Origin of the sequence: Enterococcus sp. 9D6_DIV0238, from assembly GCF_002174455.2 — a bacterium.
In the GTDB taxonomy this organism is placed as follows: Bacteria; Bacillota; Bacilli; order Lactobacillales; family Enterococcaceae; genus Enterococcus_L; species Enterococcus_L dunnyi.
The window spans coordinates 3299623-3320271 of the sequence record NZ_CP147246.1; the positions used below are offsets into that span (position 1 = coordinate 3299623).

The 20649-nt window shown below is 35.4% G+C and carries 17 protein-coding genes and 1 pseudogene; 16 read left to right on the top strand and 2 right to left on the bottom strand.

The features are described from left to right. Nucleotides 1–15 precede the first annotated feature (15 nt). Both A5889_RS15565 and rbsK read left to right on the top strand, forming a co-directional pair. Nucleotides 16–969: a nucleoside hydrolase gene (locus A5889_RS15565; RefSeq protein WP_087639689.1), complete on the top strand. Its 954-nt coding sequence runs from the start codon at nt 16–18 to the stop codon at nt 967–969. A gap of 38 nt (nt 970–1007) precedes the next feature. Then, entirely contained in the window at nt 1008–1931 is a 924-nt protein-coding gene (rbsK, locus tag A5889_RS15570) for a ribokinase (RefSeq protein WP_087639690.1), read from the top strand. Nucleotides 1932–2427: 496 nt separating this feature from the next. On the opposite strand, the gene A5889_RS15575 is transcribed toward rbsK, so the two are convergent. Beyond that, complete coding sequence (locus A5889_RS15575; RefSeq protein ID WP_087639691.1) at nt 2428–2931, bottom strand: GNAT family N-acetyltransferase; 504 nt, start codon at nt 2929–2931, stop codon at nt 2428–2430. 262 nt (nt 2932–3193) lie between these two features. Here A5889_RS15575 and A5889_RS15580 point away from each other — a divergent pair, with 262 nt between their 5' ends. From A5889_RS15580 to A5889_RS15630, 11 genes and pseudogenes are all read left to right on the top strand, one after another. Beyond that, nucleotides 3194–3736, top strand: coding sequence for a helix-turn-helix domain-containing protein (locus A5889_RS15580; protein WP_087639692.1), 543 nt, complete (start codon nt 3194–3196; stop codon nt 3734–3736). Nucleotides 3737–3753: 17 nt separating this feature from the next. Beyond that, entirely contained in the window at nt 3754–4839 is a 1086-nt protein-coding gene (locus tag A5889_RS15585) for an ABC transporter ATP-binding protein (protein WP_087639693.1), read from the top strand. 11 nt (nt 4840–4850) lie between these two features. Beyond that, complete coding sequence (locus tag A5889_RS15590; protein ID WP_087639694.1) at nt 4851–5663, top strand: ABC transporter permease; 813 nt, start codon at nt 4851–4853, stop codon at nt 5661–5663. Beyond that, the gene (locus A5889_RS15595; RefSeq protein ID WP_087639695.1) at nt 5660–6496 is read left to right on the top strand and encodes an ABC transporter permease; all 837 of its coding nucleotides are present in this window, start codon (nt 5660–5662) and stop codon (nt 6494–6496) included. The genes A5889_RS15590 and A5889_RS15595 overlap by 4 nt, the downstream gene beginning before the upstream one ends. Beyond that, nucleotides 6493–7566, top strand: coding sequence for an ABC transporter substrate-binding protein (locus tag A5889_RS15600; protein ID WP_087639696.1), 1074 nt, complete (start codon nt 6493–6495; stop codon nt 7564–7566). The genes A5889_RS15595 and A5889_RS15600 overlap by 4 nt, the downstream gene beginning before the upstream one ends. A gap of 508 nt (nt 7567–8074) precedes the next feature. After that, nucleotides 8075–9133, top strand: a complete 1059-nt coding sequence (vanE, locus tag A5889_RS15605) for a D-alanine--D-serine ligase VanE (RefSeq protein WP_087639697.1) — start codon at nt 8075–8077, stop codon at nt 9131–9133. After that, a complete protein-coding gene (vanXY, locus tag A5889_RS15610) occupies nt 9105–9686 on the top strand; it encodes a D,D-carboxypeptidase/D,D-dipeptidase VanXY (protein ID WP_087639698.1) in 582 nt (193 codons plus the stop codon). The genes vanE and vanXY overlap by 29 nt, the downstream gene beginning before the upstream one ends. Next, nucleotides 9676–11784, top strand: a complete 2109-nt coding sequence (vanT, locus tag A5889_RS15615; protein ID WP_087639699.1) for a membrane-bound serine racemase VanT — start codon at nt 9676–9678, stop codon at nt 11782–11784. Before vanXY ends, vanT begins: the two co-directional genes overlap by 11 nt. Before the next feature lie 68 nt (nt 11785–11852). Beyond that, complete coding sequence (gene vanR, locus A5889_RS15620; protein WP_207114574.1) at nt 11853–12542, top strand: VanR-ABDEGLN family response regulator transcription factor; 690 nt, start codon at nt 11853–11855, stop codon at nt 12540–12542. Continuing rightward, the gene (gene vanS / locus A5889_RS15625) at nt 12532–13611 is read left to right on the top strand and encodes a vancomycin resistance histidine kinase VanS (RefSeq protein WP_207114573.1); all 1080 of its coding nucleotides are present in this window, start codon (nt 12532–12534) and stop codon (nt 13609–13611) included. Before vanR ends, vanS begins: the two co-directional genes overlap by 11 nt. Before the next feature lie 944 nt (nt 13612–14555). After that, a pseudogene (locus A5889_RS15630) lies at nt 14556–15036 on the top strand (methylated DNA-protein cysteine methyltransferase). A 387-nt stretch (nt 15037–15423) separates the two neighbouring features. Here A5889_RS15630 and A5889_RS15635 read toward each other — a convergent pair. Beyond that, a complete protein-coding gene (locus A5889_RS15635) occupies nt 15424–15654 on the bottom strand; it encodes a hypothetical protein (protein WP_087639700.1) in 231 nt (76 codons plus the stop codon). Nucleotides 15655–15835: 181 nt separating this feature from the next. On the opposite strand from A5889_RS15635, the gene A5889_RS15640 reads away from it, so the two are divergent. The 3 genes from A5889_RS15640 to A5889_RS15650 all read left to right on the top strand — a co-directional run bounded on the left by A5889_RS15640 (nt 15836) and on the right by A5889_RS15650 (nt 20548). After that, on the top strand, nt 15836–17590 hold the full coding sequence (locus A5889_RS15640; RefSeq protein ID WP_087639701.1) for a 1-deoxy-D-xylulose-5-phosphate synthase: 1755 nt from the start codon (nt 15836–15838) through the stop codon (nt 17588–17590). A gap of 379 nt (nt 17591–17969) precedes the next feature. Continuing rightward, entirely contained in the window at nt 17970–19295 is a 1326-nt protein-coding gene (locus A5889_RS15645; RefSeq protein WP_087639702.1) for a glucosaminidase domain-containing protein, read from the top strand. Between the two features lie 419 nt (nt 19296–19714). Continuing rightward, a complete protein-coding gene (locus tag A5889_RS15650; RefSeq protein WP_087639703.1) occupies nt 19715–20548 on the top strand; it encodes a metallophosphoesterase family protein in 834 nt (277 codons plus the stop codon). Nucleotides 20549–20649 lie beyond the last annotated feature (101 nt).

Genomic DNA, 20649 nt, shown 5'->3' on the forward strand with positions numbered 1-20649 from the left:
ATAGGAGGAAGAAAAATGGCAAAACAAAAAATAATTTTAGATTGCGATCCTGGACATGATGACGCGTTGGCTTTATTGATGGCTTTAGCTTCTGACAAGGTGGAACTGATCGGAATCACGACCTCAGCTGGCAATCAATTGCCGGAAAAAACCTTTGATAATACACGAAAACTCTTAGCTTTAGCAAACAGAGAAGACATTCCCGTAGCAATGGGTGCATTGAAACCTCTTCGAAGAGAATTGATCATTGCTGATGATGTTCATGGGGAAAGTGGACTGGATGGTGCAGAATTACCAGAACCAACAGCAGCGGCAGAAAAGATCAGTGGAAATGACTTACTAGCGAAGCTATTAAGAGAAAGTGATGAAAAGGTGACGATCATCGCTACTGGTCCACTGACAAATATCGCGATCTTTTTATTATCACATCCGGAACTAAAAGAGAAGATCGAGTTGATCTCCTTTATGGGCGGCGCTTGTTTTGGCGGTAATATCACTCCGCATGCAGAGTTCAATATTTATGTCGATCCTGAAGCAGCCGATATTGTCGTGAAATCAGGCGTGCCAACAGCGATGTTTGGCTTAGATGTGACATTGAAAGCACAGCTTTTTGAAGAAGACATTCAAGAAATCAGAGCGATCGGTAATCCAGTCGCTCGTACGATGGCTGATTTATTAGACTTTTTCAATTTGACAACAACAGTTCCATTTTTGGCTGAGGAAGGTCATATCGAAGGGATTCATATGCATGATCCATGTGCGATGGCGTATGTCATCGATCCAAGCTTATTCAAGGTTTTACCGATGCATGTGGAGGTCGAAACAAGCGAAACACTTGCGCTAGGAAGCACAGTTGTTGATTATGATGATCTTTTCAAAAAAGAAAAAAATGTGCTTGTTGGATTTGATATCGATTTACCAAAATTCAAAGCCCTAGTAATAGATACGATGTCTTATTTTTCTAAGTAGTCATCATTCGAGTGAAACGTAGTAGAGGAGGTCAGGCAATGAATAAAGTCACAGTCATTGGAAGTATCAACGCAGACACAACATTAAAAATGAACTATTTGCCCAAACATGGAGAAACGATCCATGCAGATGAATTATTTACATCAGGCGGAGGAAAAGGGGCAAATCAGGCGATCGCTGCTAAACGAAGCGGAGCAAATACAAGCTTTATCGGAGCTGTTGGTGCTGACGATACAGGCAAGCGAATGCTGGATTTATTAAAGAAAGAAACGATCGATGTCTCAGGGATCAAAACCCTTGATGATCAAACGACAGGCAGTGCATATGTATTGTTAGACAGCTTTGGGGAAAACAGTATCATTATCCATTCAGGCGCAAATAATCAAATCACTTGTGAACAGGTAGAAGAAAATAGAAATAAGATCGAAGAAAGTGATTTTATCATTGCCCAATTTGAGAGTACGATCGACAGCACGATTCGAGCATTTGAATTAGCCAGAGCAGCTGGGACGAAAACTATCTTGAATCCAGCGCCGGCGATCGAACAGATTCCTACGCAGCTACTAGAAAATACGGATATGATCGTACCAAATGAATCCGAAGTAGAAATTCTGACTGGAATAAAAATCACCTCTGAACAGAGTATGATCCATGCAGCCTCTTCTTTACACGGATTAGGAATAGAAACGGTCGTGATCACACTCGGTAGTGCTGGTGCTTTTTATGATCAGGCAGGAGAGCGGGGAATCATCCCAGCATATCCAGTAAAAGCAGTTGACACAACGGCAGCTGGGGATACATTTATTGGCGCGATGGCAGCAATTTTGGAAAAAGATTTCAGTAATTTAGAAGCTGCCATTCGCTACGGTGCAAAAGCTGCTTCACTCACTGTCCAACGATACGGTGCGCAACCAGCGATTCCTTATCGTAGTGAGCTAGATGGATTTCTTGTGAGTAAATAGAAGAATAAGTAAGAATAAGGCAGACAATGATTTAGAAACAATAGTCTATCTAAAGAACAGGACGAGAGTAAAGATTACTTTTGTCCTGTTCTTTTTTTATTTAAAATAACTAATAGAATACATAATTTAAGTGAGAAACTATAAATTGAAGGTGAAAAAGCCTATTATAATGATGTTGACAAATTATACCGACTAGGCGGTATTTATTTAGGATTTCATATATACACCTTACTATAGGCAAGCAAGAAATGCTTTTTTTTATCATGGTTTTGGTTTTAACATTCGTGGAATTGGGCGAAAACTTGCAACTGTTATGAGAAAGCTTAGAAGGGATATTGCAAAGGTTACAACCTATTCGCGTTCTTTAGCTCAAAAAATCGTCTCATGAGAAAAGGCATAAATGTGGAAGAAAAAAAATTTTGGATCAATCTATTATCATTTAGTTTATTTAATACATGATATCTTTTGTTTAGAGTACATATTGAATAGTTTCTTATTAATCAATTCCAACGAATGTACTTCTGCGTTCTAGAAGTAATGTATCTTTCCATTTAGGTCCTAATTTTCCAATTTTTTCTCTTTTACCTACAATTCTAAAACCATGTTTCTCGTGGAGAAGTATGCTTGCCGTATTTTCAGAAAAAATCCCTGCTTGAATTGTCCATAATCCATTATTTTCACTTTCCTGAATTGCAGCTGTCATTAATTGATCGCCAATTCCTTGTCTTCTATAGCGTGATGAAGTATAAATGCTGATTTCAGCAACTCCGCTATATACACTTCGAGAAGAAATTGGAGAAAAAGCACTCCAACCAACCACTTGATGTTCAATAGTGGCTACCAATCTTCCAATTATCAAATGATTGCCGTCCCATGTGGAATAGTCTGGAATTGAATCAACCGTTGTAAAAGTTGCAGTACCCGTTTCGATGCCTTCCTGATAAATAGCTCTAACTTCAGACCAATCACTTTCAGACATTTTCCTAATTAGTATTGTCATTAAATTATCCTCCTTAAAAATTTGTGACTAAATGCGTTGGGCTACGTTCTCTTAAGAGATTTCTGTATATTATATCATATTAGCTTGATATAATTTTTTATTCTTGCGTTTAGTTAAATGATCCTAGTAGCTATAAAAAAATGGAATTTTTTTAGCAAATGTAGTTGCTATTTTTTGAAAAATTCGTATACTAAAGAAGGTAAAATTAAACTCCTAGTTTAGTATTAGAAAACTTTTTAGAATATCCAAGTGAGGTGAGTAGATGGAAATCGGTGAAAAGCTACGTAATTTGCGCGTACAAAAAAATTTGACCCAAGAAGAACTTGGTGAGCGGACGGACTTGACGAAAGGCTATATTTCGCAGTTGGAAAGGGATTTAAGCTCACCTTCAATGGAAACCTTTTTTAATATTTTAGAAGTATTGGGCATCACTCCAGAACAATTTTTTAGTGAGCAAACTTTGGAACAAAAGATCGTGTATAAAGATGAAGATAGTACGCTCTATTATGATGAAGAAAACGGCTATGAACTAAAATGGCTGATTCCAGAATCGAACGAAAAAGAGATGGAGCCTGTGTTATTGACTTTTGATAAAAATGGGGAATATAAAACGTTCGAGCCTTCATTATCTGAGACCTTTATTTACGTGATCGATGGTGCAGTCTCATTGACGTTAGGTGAAACGAGATACTCGGCGAAAAAAGGTGAAGCAATGTACTATCAAGCAACAGAGCCGCATCAATTGATCAATTATGCCAAGGGGAAAAGCCGTGTGTTGATCGTAGCAACAGAATCTTATTTATAAACAAGGGGGCATTGCGCGTGAAAAAAAAGATCATTTCATTTGAAAATGTAGTGAAAGAATATGATGATGAAAAAGTACTAAAAAATGTCAGCTTTGAGATTGAACAGGGGAAATTTTATACGCTCCTTGGGCCTTCTGGTTGCGGGAAGACAACAATCTTACGTATTTTAGCTGGATTTGCAGATGCGACAGAAGGAGATATCTATTTTGATGGTCAGAGAATCAATGATATTCCTGCTAATAAGCGTCAGGTAAATACTGTATTTCAAGATTACGCGCTATTTCCTCATATGAATGTGTTTGATAATGTCGCTTTTGGGTTGAAAATCAAAAAGCTATCAAAAGCAGAAATAGAGAAAAAAGTCAAAGATGCTTTGCGAATGGTTCAATTGCCAGGATACGAAACAAGAGAAATCAGCGAAATGTCTGGTGGACAAAGGCAACGTGTGGCGATTGCCCGAGCGATCGTCAATGAGCCAAAAGTTTTATTGTTGGATGAGCCATTATCTGCGCTAGATTTGAAGCTGCGGACGGATATGCAGTATGAGCTTCGCGATCTGCAGCAGCGGTTGGGGATCACATTTATTTTTGTCACCCATGATCAAGAAGAAGCTCTAGCGATGAGTGATGTGATTTTCGTGATGAACAAAGGTCATATCGTGCAAAGCGGGACACCAGTGGATATCTATGATGAGCCGATCAATCATTTTGTTGCAGATTTTGTAGGGGAAAGTAATATCGTCAATGGTACGATGATCGAAGATAATTTGGTTGAATTCGTCGGTAAACGCTTTGAATGTGTCGATGGCGGGATGCGTAAAAATGAACCAGTAGAAATCGTCCTGCGCCCAGAGGATTTGACAATTACAAGTGCAGATAAAGGAAAATTAGTTGTTACCGTCGATACGCAGCTTTTTCGCGGTGTTCATTATGAAATCATTTGCCATGACGAAGACCATAATGAATGGATGGTCCATTCGACTAGAAAGGCAACCGAGGGAGCTAAAGTTGGGTTGTTTTTTGAGCCGGAAGACATTCACGTCATGCGTTTCAATGAATCGGAAGAAGATTTTGATGCTCGTTTAGAAAGCTACGAGGAATAGGGGGAAGAGCAATGAAAACAATGCGTCGGATCTATTCGATTCCTTATGCGATGTGGCTGCTTTTGTTTGTGATCACGCCTGTTTTGATGATCATTTATCAATCATTTTTTGATATGAATGGACAGTTCACATTGGAAAATTACCGAACGTATTTTACATCAGGCACTTATTTAAGTATGACGTTGAATTCGGTTTGGTATGCGTTTTTAATTACCTTATTTACGTTGTTGATCAGCTATCCGACCGCCTATTTTTTGACGAAGTTAAAGCATAAGCAATTGTGGCTGATGCTGGTTATTTTGCCGACCTGGGTCAATCTTTTGCTGAAGGCTTATGCATTTATTGGCATTTTTAGTATTCATGGAAGTATCAACCAATTTTTAGGCTTTGCGGGTGTTGGTCCATATCAAATTTTGTTTACTGATTTTAGTTTTTTATTTGTTGCAACCTACATTGAAATTCCATTTATGATCTTGCCGATCTTCAATGCACTTGAAGAAATGAATCCTTCATTGATCAGCGCTAGCCGTGATCTAGGTGCGAGCAGTGTTCAAACCTTTCAACGGGTGATTTTTCCCTTATCTTTGAATGGAGTTAAAAGTGGGGTGCAGGCAGTATTTATTCCATCACTTTCTCTGTTCATGTTGACTCGTTTGATTGGCGGCAATCGTGTGATCACATTAGGAACGGCGATCGAAGAGCATTTTATGGTGACTCAAAACTGGGGCATGGGTTCAACGATTGGTGTGATTTTGATCGTTGCGATGTTTTTTGTGATGCTTTTGACTGGTGAGAAGAAGAAAAAAGGGCGGGTGAAAGAATGACAAAGAAAAAATTCAAATGGTCTTATCTGTATTTGATCGTTGTTTTTGCTTTATTATATGCACCGATCTTTTACTTGATTTTTTACTCGTTCAATGACACGGATACGATGAATCAGTTTACTGGCTTCACTTTGGATAATTATAAAGCGGTCTTCGAGGATACTCGTTTACTGATCATCGTACTGAATACCTTTTTGCTGGCGTTTTTATCTGCTTTACTGGCAACGATCATTGGCACATTTGGTGCAATGGGGATTTATTATACACGACGACGTAAAACAAGAACGACATTAATGAGCTTCAATAATATCTTGTTAGTTTCTCCGGACGTAATCATCGGTGCCAGCTTTTTGATTTTCTTTACTGCAGTCGGATTTATCAGTTTGGGCTTTGCTAGCGTATTATTGTCGCATATTGCCTTTAGTATCCCGATCGTTGTACTGATGGTTTTACCGAAATTACAGGAAATGAATGACTCGATGGTGGATGCTGCAAGAGACCTTGGTGCAAATAATATCCAAGTGATCAAAAATATTATTTTACCATTTTTGTCACCGGGGATCATTGCCGGCTATTTTATGGCTTTTACGTATTCACTGGATGATTTTGCGGTGACATTTTTTGTTACTGGAAATGGATTTTCAACGTTGTCAGTTGAAATCTATTCCCGTGCCAGACAAGGAATCAGCTTAGAAATCAATGCCTTGAGTGCCCTTGTCTTTATTTTCTCTATGATTCTTGTGATCGGCTATTATTTTATTAGTCAGGATAACCTGCCAAAAAGAATGCGTAAAATACGTCAGGAGCAAAGTGAGGTGGCTAAGCTCAAATGAGAAAACTACAATCTTTGTTTATTGGGATATTAGCGATCATTTTGATTTTGTTTTTTGGTGTACGTCAACTTGAAAAATCAAGCGGCATGGCTGGAGCCGATACGCTGACCATCTACAATTGGGGCGATTATATTGATCCCGATCTTATACGTGCATTTGAAAAAGAGTCAGGCTATAAGGTCAACTATGAAACCTTCGATTCAAATGAAGCGATGTTTACAAAAATTCAGCAGGGTGGAACGGCTTATGACATTACGATTCCTTCTGAATATATGATTCAAAAAATGATGAAGGAAAAAATGCTGTTGCCGATCGACCATACGAAGCTTAAAGGGCTAAATAATATCGATATGCGTTTTTTAGATCAAGAGTTTGATCCGCAGAATAAATACTCGATCCCCTATTTCTGGGGAACATTAGGAATCATTTACAATGACAAGTTTATTGATGGAAACAAAGTCAATCATTGGGACGATTTGTGGCGACCCGAGTTAAAAGATAATGTGATGCTGATCGATGGTGCTAGAGAAGTTATCGGTCTGTCACTAAATAGTCTTGGCTATTCTTTAAATAGTAAGAATAATCAGGAGTTACGCGAAGCGACGGATAAATTGAATAAGCTGACAACGAATGTCAAAGCGATCGTCGCTGATGAAATCAAGATGTACATGATCAATGAAGAAAGTGCGGCAGCTGTGACATTTTCAGGTGAAGCAGCAGAAATGCTGGATAACAATGAACATCTGCATTATGTGATTCCTTCAGAAGGTTCGAACTTATGGTTTGATAATATCGTGATTCCTAAAACTGCTAAAAATGTCAAAGGTGCTTACGAATTCATCAACTTCATGTTACGACCGGAAAATGCGGCGCAAAATGCGGAGTACATTGGGTACTCGACACCGAATAAAGAAGCGAAGAAGCTTTTACCGAAAGAAATTTCTAGTGATGAACAATTCTATCCTAGCGATGAAGTGATCAAGCACTTGGAAGTGTATGAGGATTTGGGTGCGGAGTATCTTGGGATTTATAACGATTTGTTTTTAGAGTTTAAGATGTATCGGAAATAGCGAGAAAACTCAGCTAAAATGGAGTTAAATCAACAAGAAAATAGAGAAATGAGCCACCATTTTAGCTGTCAGTTTGCCAATTTTCTACCAAAAGCGACGATTTTGTCGCTTTTTTTTTTAGCTAAAAGTTAATGAAGTTAGGTAAGATATATATCTTCTTTAAAGAAAATCATCATTTGATCAGAAACGGTCTCGTATAAAGGGATGTCAATAATTCAGAAGAATACAAAATGTCTGATTACTGAAATAAGGTCAATTGATGATTTTAAAATTATATCACAGTTAAAAAATTTTTATTGAGATTGAGACAGTATATTTTCTAATTCTACTTGATTAAAATACCTTTAGTTCAGTCAAATTGGCGTTTTATATACATATATGTGTATATTGTGAGCTTAATCAAATTTAATCATCATAAAAACTTAAGAAATTAGAGAGGTTTTCTTGATAATTTGTCGCTAGTTTTTTTTTATACTAATTTTATAAACAAATACTGGAGGTAGAATATATGAAGACAGTTGCGATTATCTTTGGCGGAGTTTCTTCTGAATATGAAGTTTCACTGAAATCTGCTGTAGCAATTATTGAAAGTATGAAGTCTATAGATTATAACGTAATGAAAATTGGAATTACTGAAAAAGGTCAGTGGTATTTATTTGAAGGAACAACAGACCAAATAAAGAAAGATCGTTGGTTTGTTGATGAAAGCTGTAAAGAAATCGTAGCTGATTTCGCAAAAAAAAGCTTTGCATTGAAAAACAGTAAAAAAATAATCAAGCCTGATATTTTATTCCCAGTTTTACATGGAGGTTATGGTGAGAACGGTGCTATTCAGGGAGTATTTGAGCTATTAGATATTCCATACGTAGGTTGTGGTATTGGAGCTGCTGCAATTTCTATGAATAAAATAATGCTCCATCAATTTGCTGAAGCAATTGGTGTAAAAAGCACCCCTAGTATGATTATAGAAAAGGGACAAGACCTACAAAAAGTCGATGCGTTTGCGAAAATACATGGATTTCCTTTATATATTAAACCGAATGAGGCAGGCTCATCAAAAGGAATTAGTAAGGTAGAACAAAAAAGTGATTTATACAAAGCAATAGACGAAGCTTCAAATTATGATAGCCGTATTTTAATTCAAAAGGAAGTGAAGGGAGTAGAAATTGGCTGTGGTATTTTAGGGAATGAACAATTGGTCGTTGGAGAATGTGACCAAATCAGTCTTGTGGATGGCTTTTTCGATTATGAAGAGAAATACAATTTAGTAACAGCAGAAATTTTGTTACCAGCTAAACTATCAATAGACAAAAAAGAAGACATCCAGATAAAAGCAAAAAAACTATACAGATTGTTAGGATGTAAAGGATTAGCGAGAATTGACTTTTTCTTAACGGATGACGGAGAAATTTTATTAAATGAAATCAATACAATGCCTGGCTTTACAGAGCATTCAAGATTTCCGATGATGATGAATGAGATTGGCATAAATTACAAAGAGATTATAGAAAAACTATTACTATTGGCGGTGGAAAATCATGAAAAAAAATTATCTGAGATTGATTAATGAAGATAATAAAATAAAAGATTTTGAGAGACCAACACATCTTGTTCAGGCTCCGTTTGCACAAACGAATGTACTAGTTGATCCTATGGTAGCGATACAGCTAGAAAAACTAATAAAGACAACAGGTCTTGATAGTCAAATTATTACCATTGATGGCTATCGTTCAAAGGAAACGCAACAAGCACTTTGGGATGAGACGATTCAAGAAAAAGGGCTTGAATTTGCGCACAAATATGTGGCAAAGCCTGGATGCAGTGAGCATGAGATCGGCTTAGCTATTGATTTGGGTTTAACAACGCAAGAGAATGATTTTATTCGACCAAGCTTTACAGATAGTCCTGTGGTTGATAAATTTTTAGAGTATATGGCAGATTTTGGTTTTATTTTAAGATATCAAAAAGGGAAAGAGTCTATTACCAAAATAAACTATGAACCATGGCATTTCAGGTATGTAGGGACACCTCATAGCTCGATTATAGTACAACAAAATTGGGTATTAGAAGAATACATTGAATTCATTGAGTCAATAAGAGGAACTGCTTATGAGGCATAGAGCTAACGGCATTGATCTATTTCGAATATTCGCTGCTATCATGGTTGTTGCTATCCATACATTTCCTTTTCAATCAATAGCACCTTTTTTAGACGAAGTCATAACGTTAACTGTGTTTCGGGTAGCTGTCCCTTTTTTCTTTATGATTACAGGATATTTTTTGTTAGGAAGATTGTCATTAAATTTTTCGTATAATAATAATCAGAGAGTGAAAAAATATCTATACAAAATTGGAATGATTTATTTATATTCTATTTTATTGTATTTCCCGTTATCTTTACTAAATGGCACTATTTCATTAAAAATGAACATACTTTTACTTTTAAAGGTTTTCATTTTTGACGGTACCTTTTATCACCTATGGTACTTTCCAGCTAGTATAATTGGAACGATTTTAGTAACCCTACTGTTACGTAGTATAGGATTTAAATTAACAGTCGCATTTTCTACATGTCTATATCTAGTTGGACTTGGTGGAGACAGCTGGTACGGGATAACCAATCAAGTTCCATTGCTAAATAAACTGTATACATTTATTTTTAGTTGGTCGGACTATACGCGTTCAGGTGTTTTCTTTACGCCTATGTTTCTTTGCCTAGGAATATTTGCCTATAGAGTATCTAAAAAGTTAACTACATCAAAGATATTAAACTTGCTGTTTTATGTGTTTATTATAGGTATGACTTTTGAGAGTATATTTCTACACCGATTTACGAACGTCAAACACGATAGTATGTATCTCTTGTTGCCTTCATGTGCATTACTTTTGTTTTTAATGTTATTAAACTGGCAACCAAAACTAAAGGTAAAAGAATCAGCCGATTTAACGTTGCTGGTTTATATTCTCCATCCATTAGTTATTGTAATTGTCCATTCTATAAGTAAGTATATTCCGATATTAAAAAACAGTTTGCTAAATTTCTTGTTAGTAGTCGTGTGCAGCTTTATACTAGCTCAGCTTCTGTTAAACTTAAAAAGAAAGCTAAGAGTTAGTAAGCAAAAAATACCATTTGAACGTGCTAGTAAAGAAATATCAGCTAGTGCAATACACCATAATATTAATGAAATACGAAAGATAATTCCCAAAAATACAAATATTATGGGTGTTGTGAAGGCAAATGCGTATGGCTGTGGCATGGTAGAGGTAGCTTATGAATTAGAAAAAATCGGTATTTCATTTTTCTGCGTAGCTACTATAGAAGAAGCAATTGCTTTAAGGAAATCAGGAAACCAAGGGGATATTTTAATTTTAGGGTATACACATCCCAATCGCATTAATGATATAAAAAAATATAATTTGATTCAATCGATTGTAAGTGAAGAACATGGGAAAGTGTTGAATCTAAAAAAAATACCTATTCGTTGTCATTTACAGGTTGATACTGGGATGCATCGTTTAGGTGTTACACCGAACGTAACAATTATTCAGCAGATGTATCTTTTTTCCAATCTTAAGATTGAGGGGATATACTCACACTTAGGTTCTTCAGACTCATTAGAGCAAGAATCAATCGCTCGAACAAATACTCAAATTTTTTTATTCAATAATATACTAAGTGATTTGGAACAAATGGGTATTTCCTACGGTTATACTCATATCCAAAGCAGCTATGGTATTTTAAATTACCCAGAATTAAGCTTTGATTTTGTGAGAATAGGAATTCTCTGTTATGGATTTTTAAGTGACTATAATAGTCCGACTAAAATCCCTATAGATTTACAACCTATAGTAAAAGTAAAAGCCTCTTTGATTACAGAAAGAATTGTGGAGGCAGGTGAATATGTTGGCTATGGATTAGGCGCTAAAGTTGAAAAAAGAACAAGAATAGGTGTCGTTAGTATTGGGTATGCGGACGGTATACCAAGGGCATTATCCAATGCTAAACTTACGTTAGAGTTTAAAGGTCAATCAATAAAACAGATTGGGAATATTTGTATGGATATGATGCTTGTTGATCTGTCCGAAGTGGAAGATATTTCCGTGAATGATGAATTAATCGTGTTATCTAATATTAGTAAAATTGCTGATGAAGAACAAACAATTACAAATGAACTATTGAGTCGATTAGGTTCGAGGCTAGGTATAGAGTTAAATTGATAGCTAGTAGCTGACAATGTATGGAATACTCTTTATAATTTTGTTAGATGTAGAATGGAGGATTTTTAATGGCTAAAATACTAATTTTAGATGATGAAAAAGAGATTGTAAGTCTTATAAGTACGCTACTTTCTAACGAAGGATATGAGGTTTATGAGGCTATGTCCGGAAAAGAAAGCTTAGAGATTATAGAAAATAACAAGATCGATTTAGCCATACTAGATGTCATGCTTCCCGATATTTCCGGTTTTGATGTATTGCAAAGCATTAGAGAAAAACAGTTTTTTCCTGTGTTGATGCTAACTGCTCGAGGTCAGGATATGGATAAAATTACTGGACTGTCTATGGGGGCAGATGACTATATTGTTAAGCCATTCAATCCTTTTGAAGTATTGGCTAGAGTGAAAACCCAGTTACGTAGATATCAAATATACAACTCTAAAGGTATAGATGAAATAAATGAATATGCTAAAAATGGATTATATATATCTGTCGATAGTAGAAAAGTATTCTTATATGAGGAAGAAATTAAGCTAACGCCTATTGAATTTGATATCTTGTGGTACCTTTGTAAAAACGAAGGTCACGTGATATCGTCAGAAGAGCTATTTGAAAAAGTCTGGAAAGAGGACTATCTAGAGAATAATAATACTGTCATGGCGCATATTGCCAGAATTAGAGAAAAGATGCATGAAAAACCAAGACAGCCAAATATTATAAAAACGGTATGGGGAGTAGGTTATACAATTGAAAAATAATCTAACAGTGCAGATTACAAAAAAATATTTCTATACAATGATCATAATAACAACTATTCTAGTGATCCTTCCTTTAGTAGCTAAAATGTTTCTTTCTCTTCGAGTATGGCATGGTACTGAATTTTTTTATCCAATATTATATATTTTAAATAGGTCATTAGGAGTCTGGTTGATTGTAACACCTTTATTTATTTGGTTTATAGTGACTTATATGTTCTTTAGAAAAATGATTAGCTATTTAGAGGAAATGATAGTGGCTACTAAGAGTTTAATTGAATCACCAAATGATAAAATAGTGTTAAGAGATGAATTATCAGAGTTTGAGAATGAAATTAATCATATTCGTACAGATAGTTTAGAGAATAAGAAGATTGCCGAAGAAGCAGAAAAAAAAAGAGATGATCTTTTAACTTATTTAGCACATGACTTAAGAACTCCTTTGACGAGCATCATTGGATATATCTCACTACTTAAAAATGAACAAACCTACTTAGAATTAGATTCTACAAAAAGGAAAAATTATATAGACATCATTTCAGATAAAGCTAGCAGATTAGAAAATCTGCTCAATGATTTTTTTGAAATTGCAAAAACAGGCAAAAGTAGAGAAGAGGTGCATAAAGAAGAAGTAGATTTAAGCTTGATGTTAAGCCAAATTAGTTCTGAATTTTTGCCTCTTTTAGACGAGAAGAAGCTTGAGTGGGATTTTAAGATTGAACCAAATGTTTTTGTCAAATTAAATATTAATAAATTTGAACGAGTGTTGGATAATCTTATTAGAAATGCTATATCTTACTCGCTCAATGAGACGGCGATAAAACTGACATTAGAAAAAGTAGATGAGAAAGTAGTAGTATCTGTAGGAAATATAACTGATAAGGTATCAGAAAAAGACATAGACCAGTTATTTGAACCATTTTACCGAGGAGATAAATCGAGAAATACAAAAACAGGAAATGCTGGTTTAGGGTTAGCTATTGCAAAACAAATTGTTAGTGAGCATGGGGGAACTATTGAGGTAGAACTAGAAAATAACTATTTTAAAGTATCAATTGTTTTATATGAATGAGAATATTTTGAAAATTTTTGTTAAATAAATTATGTAAGTATTGTGTCATTTTGAACAAAAATTTTGTTATTATTAGTGTAAAGAAATAGTTGATCCTTGAAAAGTGAATAGTTTTGTTAGGGATGTTTAGTCTAAGACAAATTTCTATCTATTCTACGCTGTGATAACTACGAAAATACTTATTTATATTTGAAAATTTTTTTTTTAATGATGCAATTGGGAGATATCAAAATTCTATATCAACCGCATAGTCAAACAATAAAAAAATATTTTGAATTGAGCAGTAAAGGAAAAAATTATTGAAAGGCCTCCTGTAGAATCCGTTTCGATTTTCCAAAAAGAAAATAGAGCTTTAGGAAGTAAAGGGACTAAACAAGTAATTACTCTTATCCTTAATATTTTTATTCCATATCAACACGTAAAAATAATATAAGATACCTTTTTACATATTTACATAGATGTTTGTATCGGGAAATTATAAGTTTTGGCTTGGAAAAATGTGAACATTTGAGAAAATCAAATTGCTATCTAAAAAACTTAATTTACCAAACCCACATTGATTGATATTTATCTACAGCAAAATCGAATAAAACATATTGAACAATAGCCATTGATGATTCGATAACGGTTGGAGTATGCGAATATTCAAATTATGGTAGGGACGTATAGATATTTATATGCTAAAGTAGGTAGTCGATTGATACTTTATTTTCTTAAAAAAATTTTACTAACATTCTACCAACAAACTTTGAAATGTTAATATATCAACATTTCAAAATTGTTATTTACAATTGAAAATGTATTATAAGTGAAAATAAAGTGTCAATAGTTTGTTTATATGGTATAAAAAAAGTGGATATTTGCGCTTTTTTTCATTTTTTTAACTGTCTCATTGCATCCCTTTTATAAGTAAGGTAAATTGAACTTAAAGGGAGCGAATACGGATGGCTAATGAAGAGATGAAGGACTTTAATGCAATGCTGCAAGACAGCAAAGATATGCCCAAATAAAGGCGATCAATGATCAGAAAAGTATCGATAAGTATAGTGGGAAAAGAATGTTTTTTGTGCCACCTATTGCTTATGATAAAGTAATGAAAACAATCCCAAGCGGTAAATTGACTACCGTGGGAGAAAATCGACAATACTTTGCAAAAGAAAATCAAGCAGATTTTACTGATCCAATCACATATGGAACATTTGTGTCCATTGTTGCTTGGGTGAGCGTTCAAAGAGAACAAGATCCCCCCCCTCTTGGAGAACATTAAAAGCGAATGGAGAATTGAATATCAAGTACCCTGGCGGAATAGAAGTACAGAAAAAGCGATTAGAAGCTGAGGGGCATGAAATTATTCAAAGAGGACGAACGAATATTCGTTTTTATGTTAAAGAGTATGAAAAATCATTGATAGAGTTAGGAAATTAATGATGTTGCTTTTATTGGAGTTAATGTAATGGTGAGTACCCCTTTATGATATGTAGATAAATCTTGGAAAACGATTCCCAAAGTTTTTGGGAATCATTTTTTTTGTTAGATAATAACTTATTTCTCGATCACTAAACAGGCGCACCGAAAAAAAGTAAATATAAATTAGTAAAACTGGCAGTAAGGCAAACGCAAGCCAAAAAAGTTGAAACTTTCTCTGCCCACGCGATTTAGCTTCATAGGAACAATAAATGCCAAGCAAAGGTAACAGAAAAAAGAGCATGTATTTAAAAATCAACATCGTTCTCCTTCATTAAGTAATTAGGTCAAAATATATGCAAACAGCAAACTAATAGGAAACTTTCTGAAAGTGTTTAGCTAAAGATTCTAGTTAAAACTTAAAAATAGAAAAAGTAACCCAGCCAGAAGAAGCGAAAAGAAACCAATCAAATTCTTCCTATTGATGCTACTACCATAGCCTTCTGATTTAGAAATAAAAAAACGCTGATCAGTAAAAAATTTTCCCATAGATCGTTTAGATGCAATGAGCGAGGGCAGTGTCAATACAGGATAGGCAAGAAGAATCAAAGAAACTAAAAAAGTAATATTATTTTTCATCGAGTTATCCTCCTTTTCATCCTCATTATACATCGAATAGTTCAACAATCATATAATGAAAAAATCAATGAGAAAAACAATCTCAGGCTGATAAATCAATTATCGATGAAACACTATAAATTTTTCTTGACCTAAAGTTAACTTCAAGTAGTAAAATGAATTCAGAAAAAGGGGGAGTTTTATGTTATTAGAGAAAATTCAACATCCAGATGATCTAAAAGGGTTGTCCATGGAAGAACTACAGAACTTGGTGAATGAAACGCGGGAAACCTTACTACGTAAAATCAGTCATCATGGTGGCCACAATGGACCGAATCTAGGTATGGTTGAGATGACAGTCGCTTTGCATTACGTTTTTAATTCACCGATCGATCAACTCATTTTCGATGTATCTCATCAAACGTATATTCATAAAATGTTGACAGGACGTGCAGAAGCATTTTTATCTCCAGAACACTATGATGATGTCTCAGGCTACACGAATCCAAAAGAAAGTACACATGATCTTTTTACGATTGGACACACATCGACCTCGTTATCTTTAGCAAATGGTGTTGCGAAAGCGCGTGATTTAAAAAATGAAAAAAATAACGTAATAGCTGTTATCGGTGATGGGTCACTTTCTGGAGGACTTGCCTATGAAGGATTGAATAATATCGTCGAGCAAGGAACAAATACGATTGTGATCGTCAACGACAATGACCAATCTATTGCAGAAAATTTTGGTGGTATTTACAAAAATCTTAAAGAGTTACGTGAGACAAATGGGCAGGCAAAAAATAATTTCTTTGAAGCGTTAGGATTCGAGTACCATTATCTTGAAGAAGGTAACGAATTAACTGCACTGATCGATTTATTTGAAAGTGTGAAAGACAAAAAAATACCTGTTTTACTTCATATCCACACGACCAAAGGCAAAGGATTCAAATTTGCAGAAGAAAACAGAGAAAAATTTCATGCCGGCGGCCCTTTTAGTCTAACGACTGGCGATTACCTTAACTCTAGTAGCCAAAAGGAGACATATAATTCCATCACAACGGATTTTTTGATGAGAAAAATGCAGGCTGATCCAAAAGTTATTGCAGTCAATGCAGGAACGCCAATGCTTCTTTTCAATAAAGAGCAACGTGAAAAAGTAGGAAAACAATTTGTTGATGTTGGCATTGCTGAAGAGCATGCAGCAACGATGACAGCAGGACTTGCTAAAAATGGAGCAAAACCGATTTGGGCTGTTTTTTCTACATTTATGCAGAGAAGTTATGATCAGATTTCCCATGATTTAGCATTGAATGATTTACCAGGTACGATTTTAGTTTATGGTGCTTCAGTTCATGGAATGAATGATGAAAGTCATTTAGGGATTTTTGATATTCCGTTTTTAAGTCATATTCCAAATATCGTTTATCTGGCACCAACAACAAAAGAAGAATATTTGGCGATGCTGGATTGGTCGATTGAACAAAATGAACATCCTGTAGCCATTCGTGTGCCGGTCGGATCAGTCAAAGAAACAGGAATCAAAGATCAAACAAATTACGCTCAATATTTCAAAAATCATGTCACAAAAGAAGGCTCTCAAGTTGCGCTTTTAGGACTAGGCAACTTTTATTCTTTAGCAGAGGACATTGCCCTTGATCTTGAAACAGAGCATAACATCAATGCAACGATCATCAATCCTAAATTTATCTCAGGTCTTGATACAGTATTGCTTGATGATTTAGTAAAGAATCATAAGCTCGTCGTTACACTTGAGGATGGTGTGCTTGATGGAGGATATGGTCAAACTGTAGCTGGATATCTAGGCAATAAAAATGTAAAAATTCAAACTTATGGCTTAGAAAAAACATTTCATGACCGTTACTCTGCATCTGAGCTGCTTAGTGAAAATGGGTTGACAAAAAATAACATCGTCAAAAATATCTTGAATAGTTTGTAAGAGAAACTCCTTCATCCCTTATACTGGATGTGGGAGTTTTTTTATTAAGAAACATAAAAAAAGGATATATTTAGTATCAATCATGAATTTTTTGAGAAATTTTATGAAACTTTGAGTCAAGTACGAGATTTTAACACTTACTTATGGTAAAATAAATTCAACTTATGGAAGCTTTAAATCGATCTTTAGAACAAAGGTAGGTGGCTATATCAAAGTATGTGGCAAGAAGCCAGCTGAAAGGCTGACTTATTGAAACTGCAAAAAATGGTACTGATTTAAGCATCAAGATATAAGAAGGCAGTAATGAATAAAATAAGAACAGATCCTACTAAAAACAGATGGTCTGAATCTTAGCAGTTTACGAGAGGAACTAAAGTGAATGAAAAGAAAAATTCTATCATTCCAGATGATTTTTGCACTGCTTAGTGTGAATTTGATTCCCGTCGCAAGTTATGCGGATGAATTGAGCCAGTCGGGACCGAGTGCAATTGAGGACGGTTCAACAACTGAGTCTACTGAAAGTTCTTCTACAGAGGAAACATCCACATCAACGACAGATTCTTCAACATCTGGAAGCGAAACAAGTACGACAGAATCTAGTGACACTGGAACGACAGATTCTTCAGTGGCTCCACAGCCGCCAACAGTCAGTCCAGAACCTGAGCAGCCAGTAGAGACTGCTCCTGTTGCGCCAGCAGCTCCTGAAGAAGAGGTGACAGTTGATCAAGTGCCCGTAGTAACAGACAACGGGTTGACAGTTCAGCCTAACCAAGAGATTTCTGTAGTAAAAAATGAGCCAACCGAAAACTTTATTCGCCGAATCGGTGAAAAAGCACGAGCAGTTGGACAAAAAAATGATTTATATGCTTCTGTGATGATTGCTCAAGCAATCTTAGAAACAGGGGCAGGCGGCAGCCAATTAAGTCAACAGCCTTACCATAATTTGTTTGGTATCAAAGGAGAGTATAAAGGTGAGAGCGTCGTTTTCTCTACTCAAGAAGATGACGGTTCTGGAAATCTATATACGATCGATGCCGCATTTAAACAATACCCTGGCTACAAAGAATCCTTTGAAGATTATGCAAAATTGATGAAAGAAGGCATTGATTCTAATCCAGAGATTTATTCTGGTACTTGGAAAAAGAATGCTGTAACATATCAAGAAGCAACAAAATCTTTGACAGGTGTTTATGCGACAGATACTAGCTATGATCAAAAATTGAATGCGTTCATTGAAGAGTATAATTTGACTGAGTATGATAAAGCTCAGCCTTCTCAAACAGCATCAGGAATGATTATCGCTGATACACATCCAGATAGTGATTTTGAAGATTATACTGGGGAAACTTTCTCAGGTTCTGAAGCCTATGCAGAAGGAAATTGCACTCAATATGTATACAATCGTGTTGTTCAATTAGGCGGCTCTGTAGAAACGATGATGGGCAACGGAATGGATTGGGGCGCTACTGGTAAAGCCAATGGCTACGAAGTCACAAACAAGCCTAAAGCCGGTACAGCTGTCAGCTTCCAACCTGGCGTAGCTGGAGCAGACGGAACTTATGGACATGTAGCGTTTGTTGAACATGTGTATGAAGATGGTTCAATCTTGATTTCAGAAATGAACGCTGCTGGTTTGGGAGTAGTCTCTTTCCGAGTGATCGACCAAAACACAGCTAATACGCTTGCATACGTAACACCGAAATAACTAAAAACAGTAACAGCACTCTGTGAAATGCGGAGTTGATGTTACTGTTTTTTTATATTTACTCTTTCTTAATGTTTCTATAGAAAATCAAAACAAATTGGGCACACTTTCTTCAAATCTTCTCGGTATTATTAATACATACCCAATAACAAACCCAAACAAAACACTTTTTCATTTTTACTCCTCAAGTAAAAAAGAACTCCTTTCCGCTCGGTCACCCAGCCGAGCGGTCTTTTTTTATTTGGGGAGAATGGGCTTTCCGAGCAAGTGGATAGAATGATTCATGTATAATTGATTTTGCGAATAAACAGTAGCTAGGATTATTTGATATTTTCAACCTGTAGTTATATAGATATAATAGAGGTATACTTTTTATGTAATTGTTGGTTATCTTGAATAAAATTTGAAGGAGGTTCGTTATGAAAGATAAGATTGCGTTGTTGGCAGATGTTCATGGAAATTCAACTGCTTTAGAATCTGTTTTGAAGGATTGTGAGCATAGAGAAGTATCTGATTACTGGATTTTAGGAGATTTATTTTTACCAGGACCTGGTGGAAAAGACATTCTAAAGAATTTAAGAGCGGTTACTCCAAGTGCCTGGATCAGAGGGAATTGGGATGATTGCTTTTCAGATGTGGTCGATAAAAAAATCGATTTCGATGATCCAACTGATGTATATGTAGGGATGCTGGCCAGCGTCATTATTCCACAGTTCGATCAAGCAGACATTGATTTCTTTAAGAAAATGCCAATTCAACGAATAAAGAAAATAGCTGGTTTAAATATTAGTTTAACGCACAACCTACCAGAAATAAATTATGGCGGGCAGCTGCATCCTAGTTCAAACCAATCAGAGTTTGACAAATTATTTTCCATTGAAAATGATATTGCAGTCTATGCGCACATACACCATCAAACATTACGATATAGTTCGAATGATCAAATCATCATAAATCCAGGATCGATTGGACAACCTTTTAATGGCTGGAAACATTTTAAACATGATAGAAGAGCGCACTATGCTATTTTAGAAGTAGAGGATGGTTGTCTTGTGAATGTGGATTTTAGAAGAATATCTTATGATGTTGAGAAAGAACTTAAAAGAGCGCAAGAGGTAAATCTGCCATTCTATAATCTTTATGAAGAGATGCTCTATTCAGGTAAAACGTATACACATGATGCGGTAGTATTAGGAGATTTGATTGAAAAGAATAATTATAAAGAGCGTTTAGCAGATTTTTTATCAAGCTGAAATAATAAAAAATTTTAATTTACAAAGTGATGAGTAGACAAAAGCATTGAGACTATCTGATCATAAGAAAAAAGCAACTCATACGATGAGTTGCTTTTTTC

Bases quoted from the DNA above. Each gene is read 5' to 3' on its own strand.
- A5889_RS15565 (WP_087639689.1), top strand. From the start codon at position 16: ATGGCAAAACAAAAAATAATTTTAGATTGCGATCCTGGACATGATGAC.
- rbsK (WP_087639690.1), top strand. From the start codon at position 1,008: ATGAATAAAGTCACAGTCATTGGAAGTATCAACGCAGACACAACATTA.
- A5889_RS15575 (WP_087639691.1), bottom strand. From the start codon at position 2,931: ATGACAATACTAATTAGGAAAATGTCTGAAAGTGATTGGTCTGAAGTT.
- A5889_RS15580 (WP_087639692.1), top strand. From the start codon at position 3,194: ATGGAAATCGGTGAAAAGCTACGTAATTTGCGCGTACAAAAAAATTTG.
- A5889_RS15590 (WP_087639694.1), top strand. From the start codon at position 4,851: ATGAAAACAATGCGTCGGATCTATTCGATTCCTTATGCGATGTGGCTG.
- A5889_RS15595 (WP_087639695.1), top strand. From the start codon at position 5,660: ATGACAAAGAAAAAATTCAAATGGTCTTATCTGTATTTGATCGTTGTT.
- A5889_RS15600 (WP_087639696.1), top strand. From the start codon at position 6,493: ATGAGAAAACTACAATCTTTGTTTATTGGGATATTAGCGATCATTTTG.
- vanE (WP_087639697.1), top strand. From the start codon at position 8,075: ATGAAGACAGTTGCGATTATCTTTGGCGGAGTTTCTTCTGAATATGAA.
- vanXY (WP_087639698.1), top strand. From the start codon at position 9,105: ATGAAAAAAAATTATCTGAGATTGATTAATGAAGATAATAAAATAAAA.
- vanT (WP_087639699.1), top strand. From the start codon at position 9,676: ATGAGGCATAGAGCTAACGGCATTGATCTATTTCGAATATTCGCTGCT.
- vanR (WP_207114574.1), top strand. From the start codon at position 11,853: ATGGCTAAAATACTAATTTTAGATGATGAAAAAGAGATTGTAAGTCTT.
- A5889_RS15635 (WP_087639700.1), bottom strand. From the start codon at position 15,654: ATGAAAAATAATATTACTTTTTTAGTTTCTTTGATTCTTCTTGCCTAT.
- A5889_RS15640 (WP_087639701.1), top strand. From the start codon at position 15,836: ATGTTATTAGAGAAAATTCAACATCCAGATGATCTAAAAGGGTTGTCC.
- A5889_RS15645 (WP_087639702.1), top strand. From the start codon at position 17,970: ATGAAAAGAAAAATTCTATCATTCCAGATGATTTTTGCACTGCTTAGT.
- A5889_RS15650 (WP_087639703.1), top strand. From the start codon at position 19,715: ATGAAAGATAAGATTGCGTTGTTGGCAGATGTTCATGGAAATTCAACT.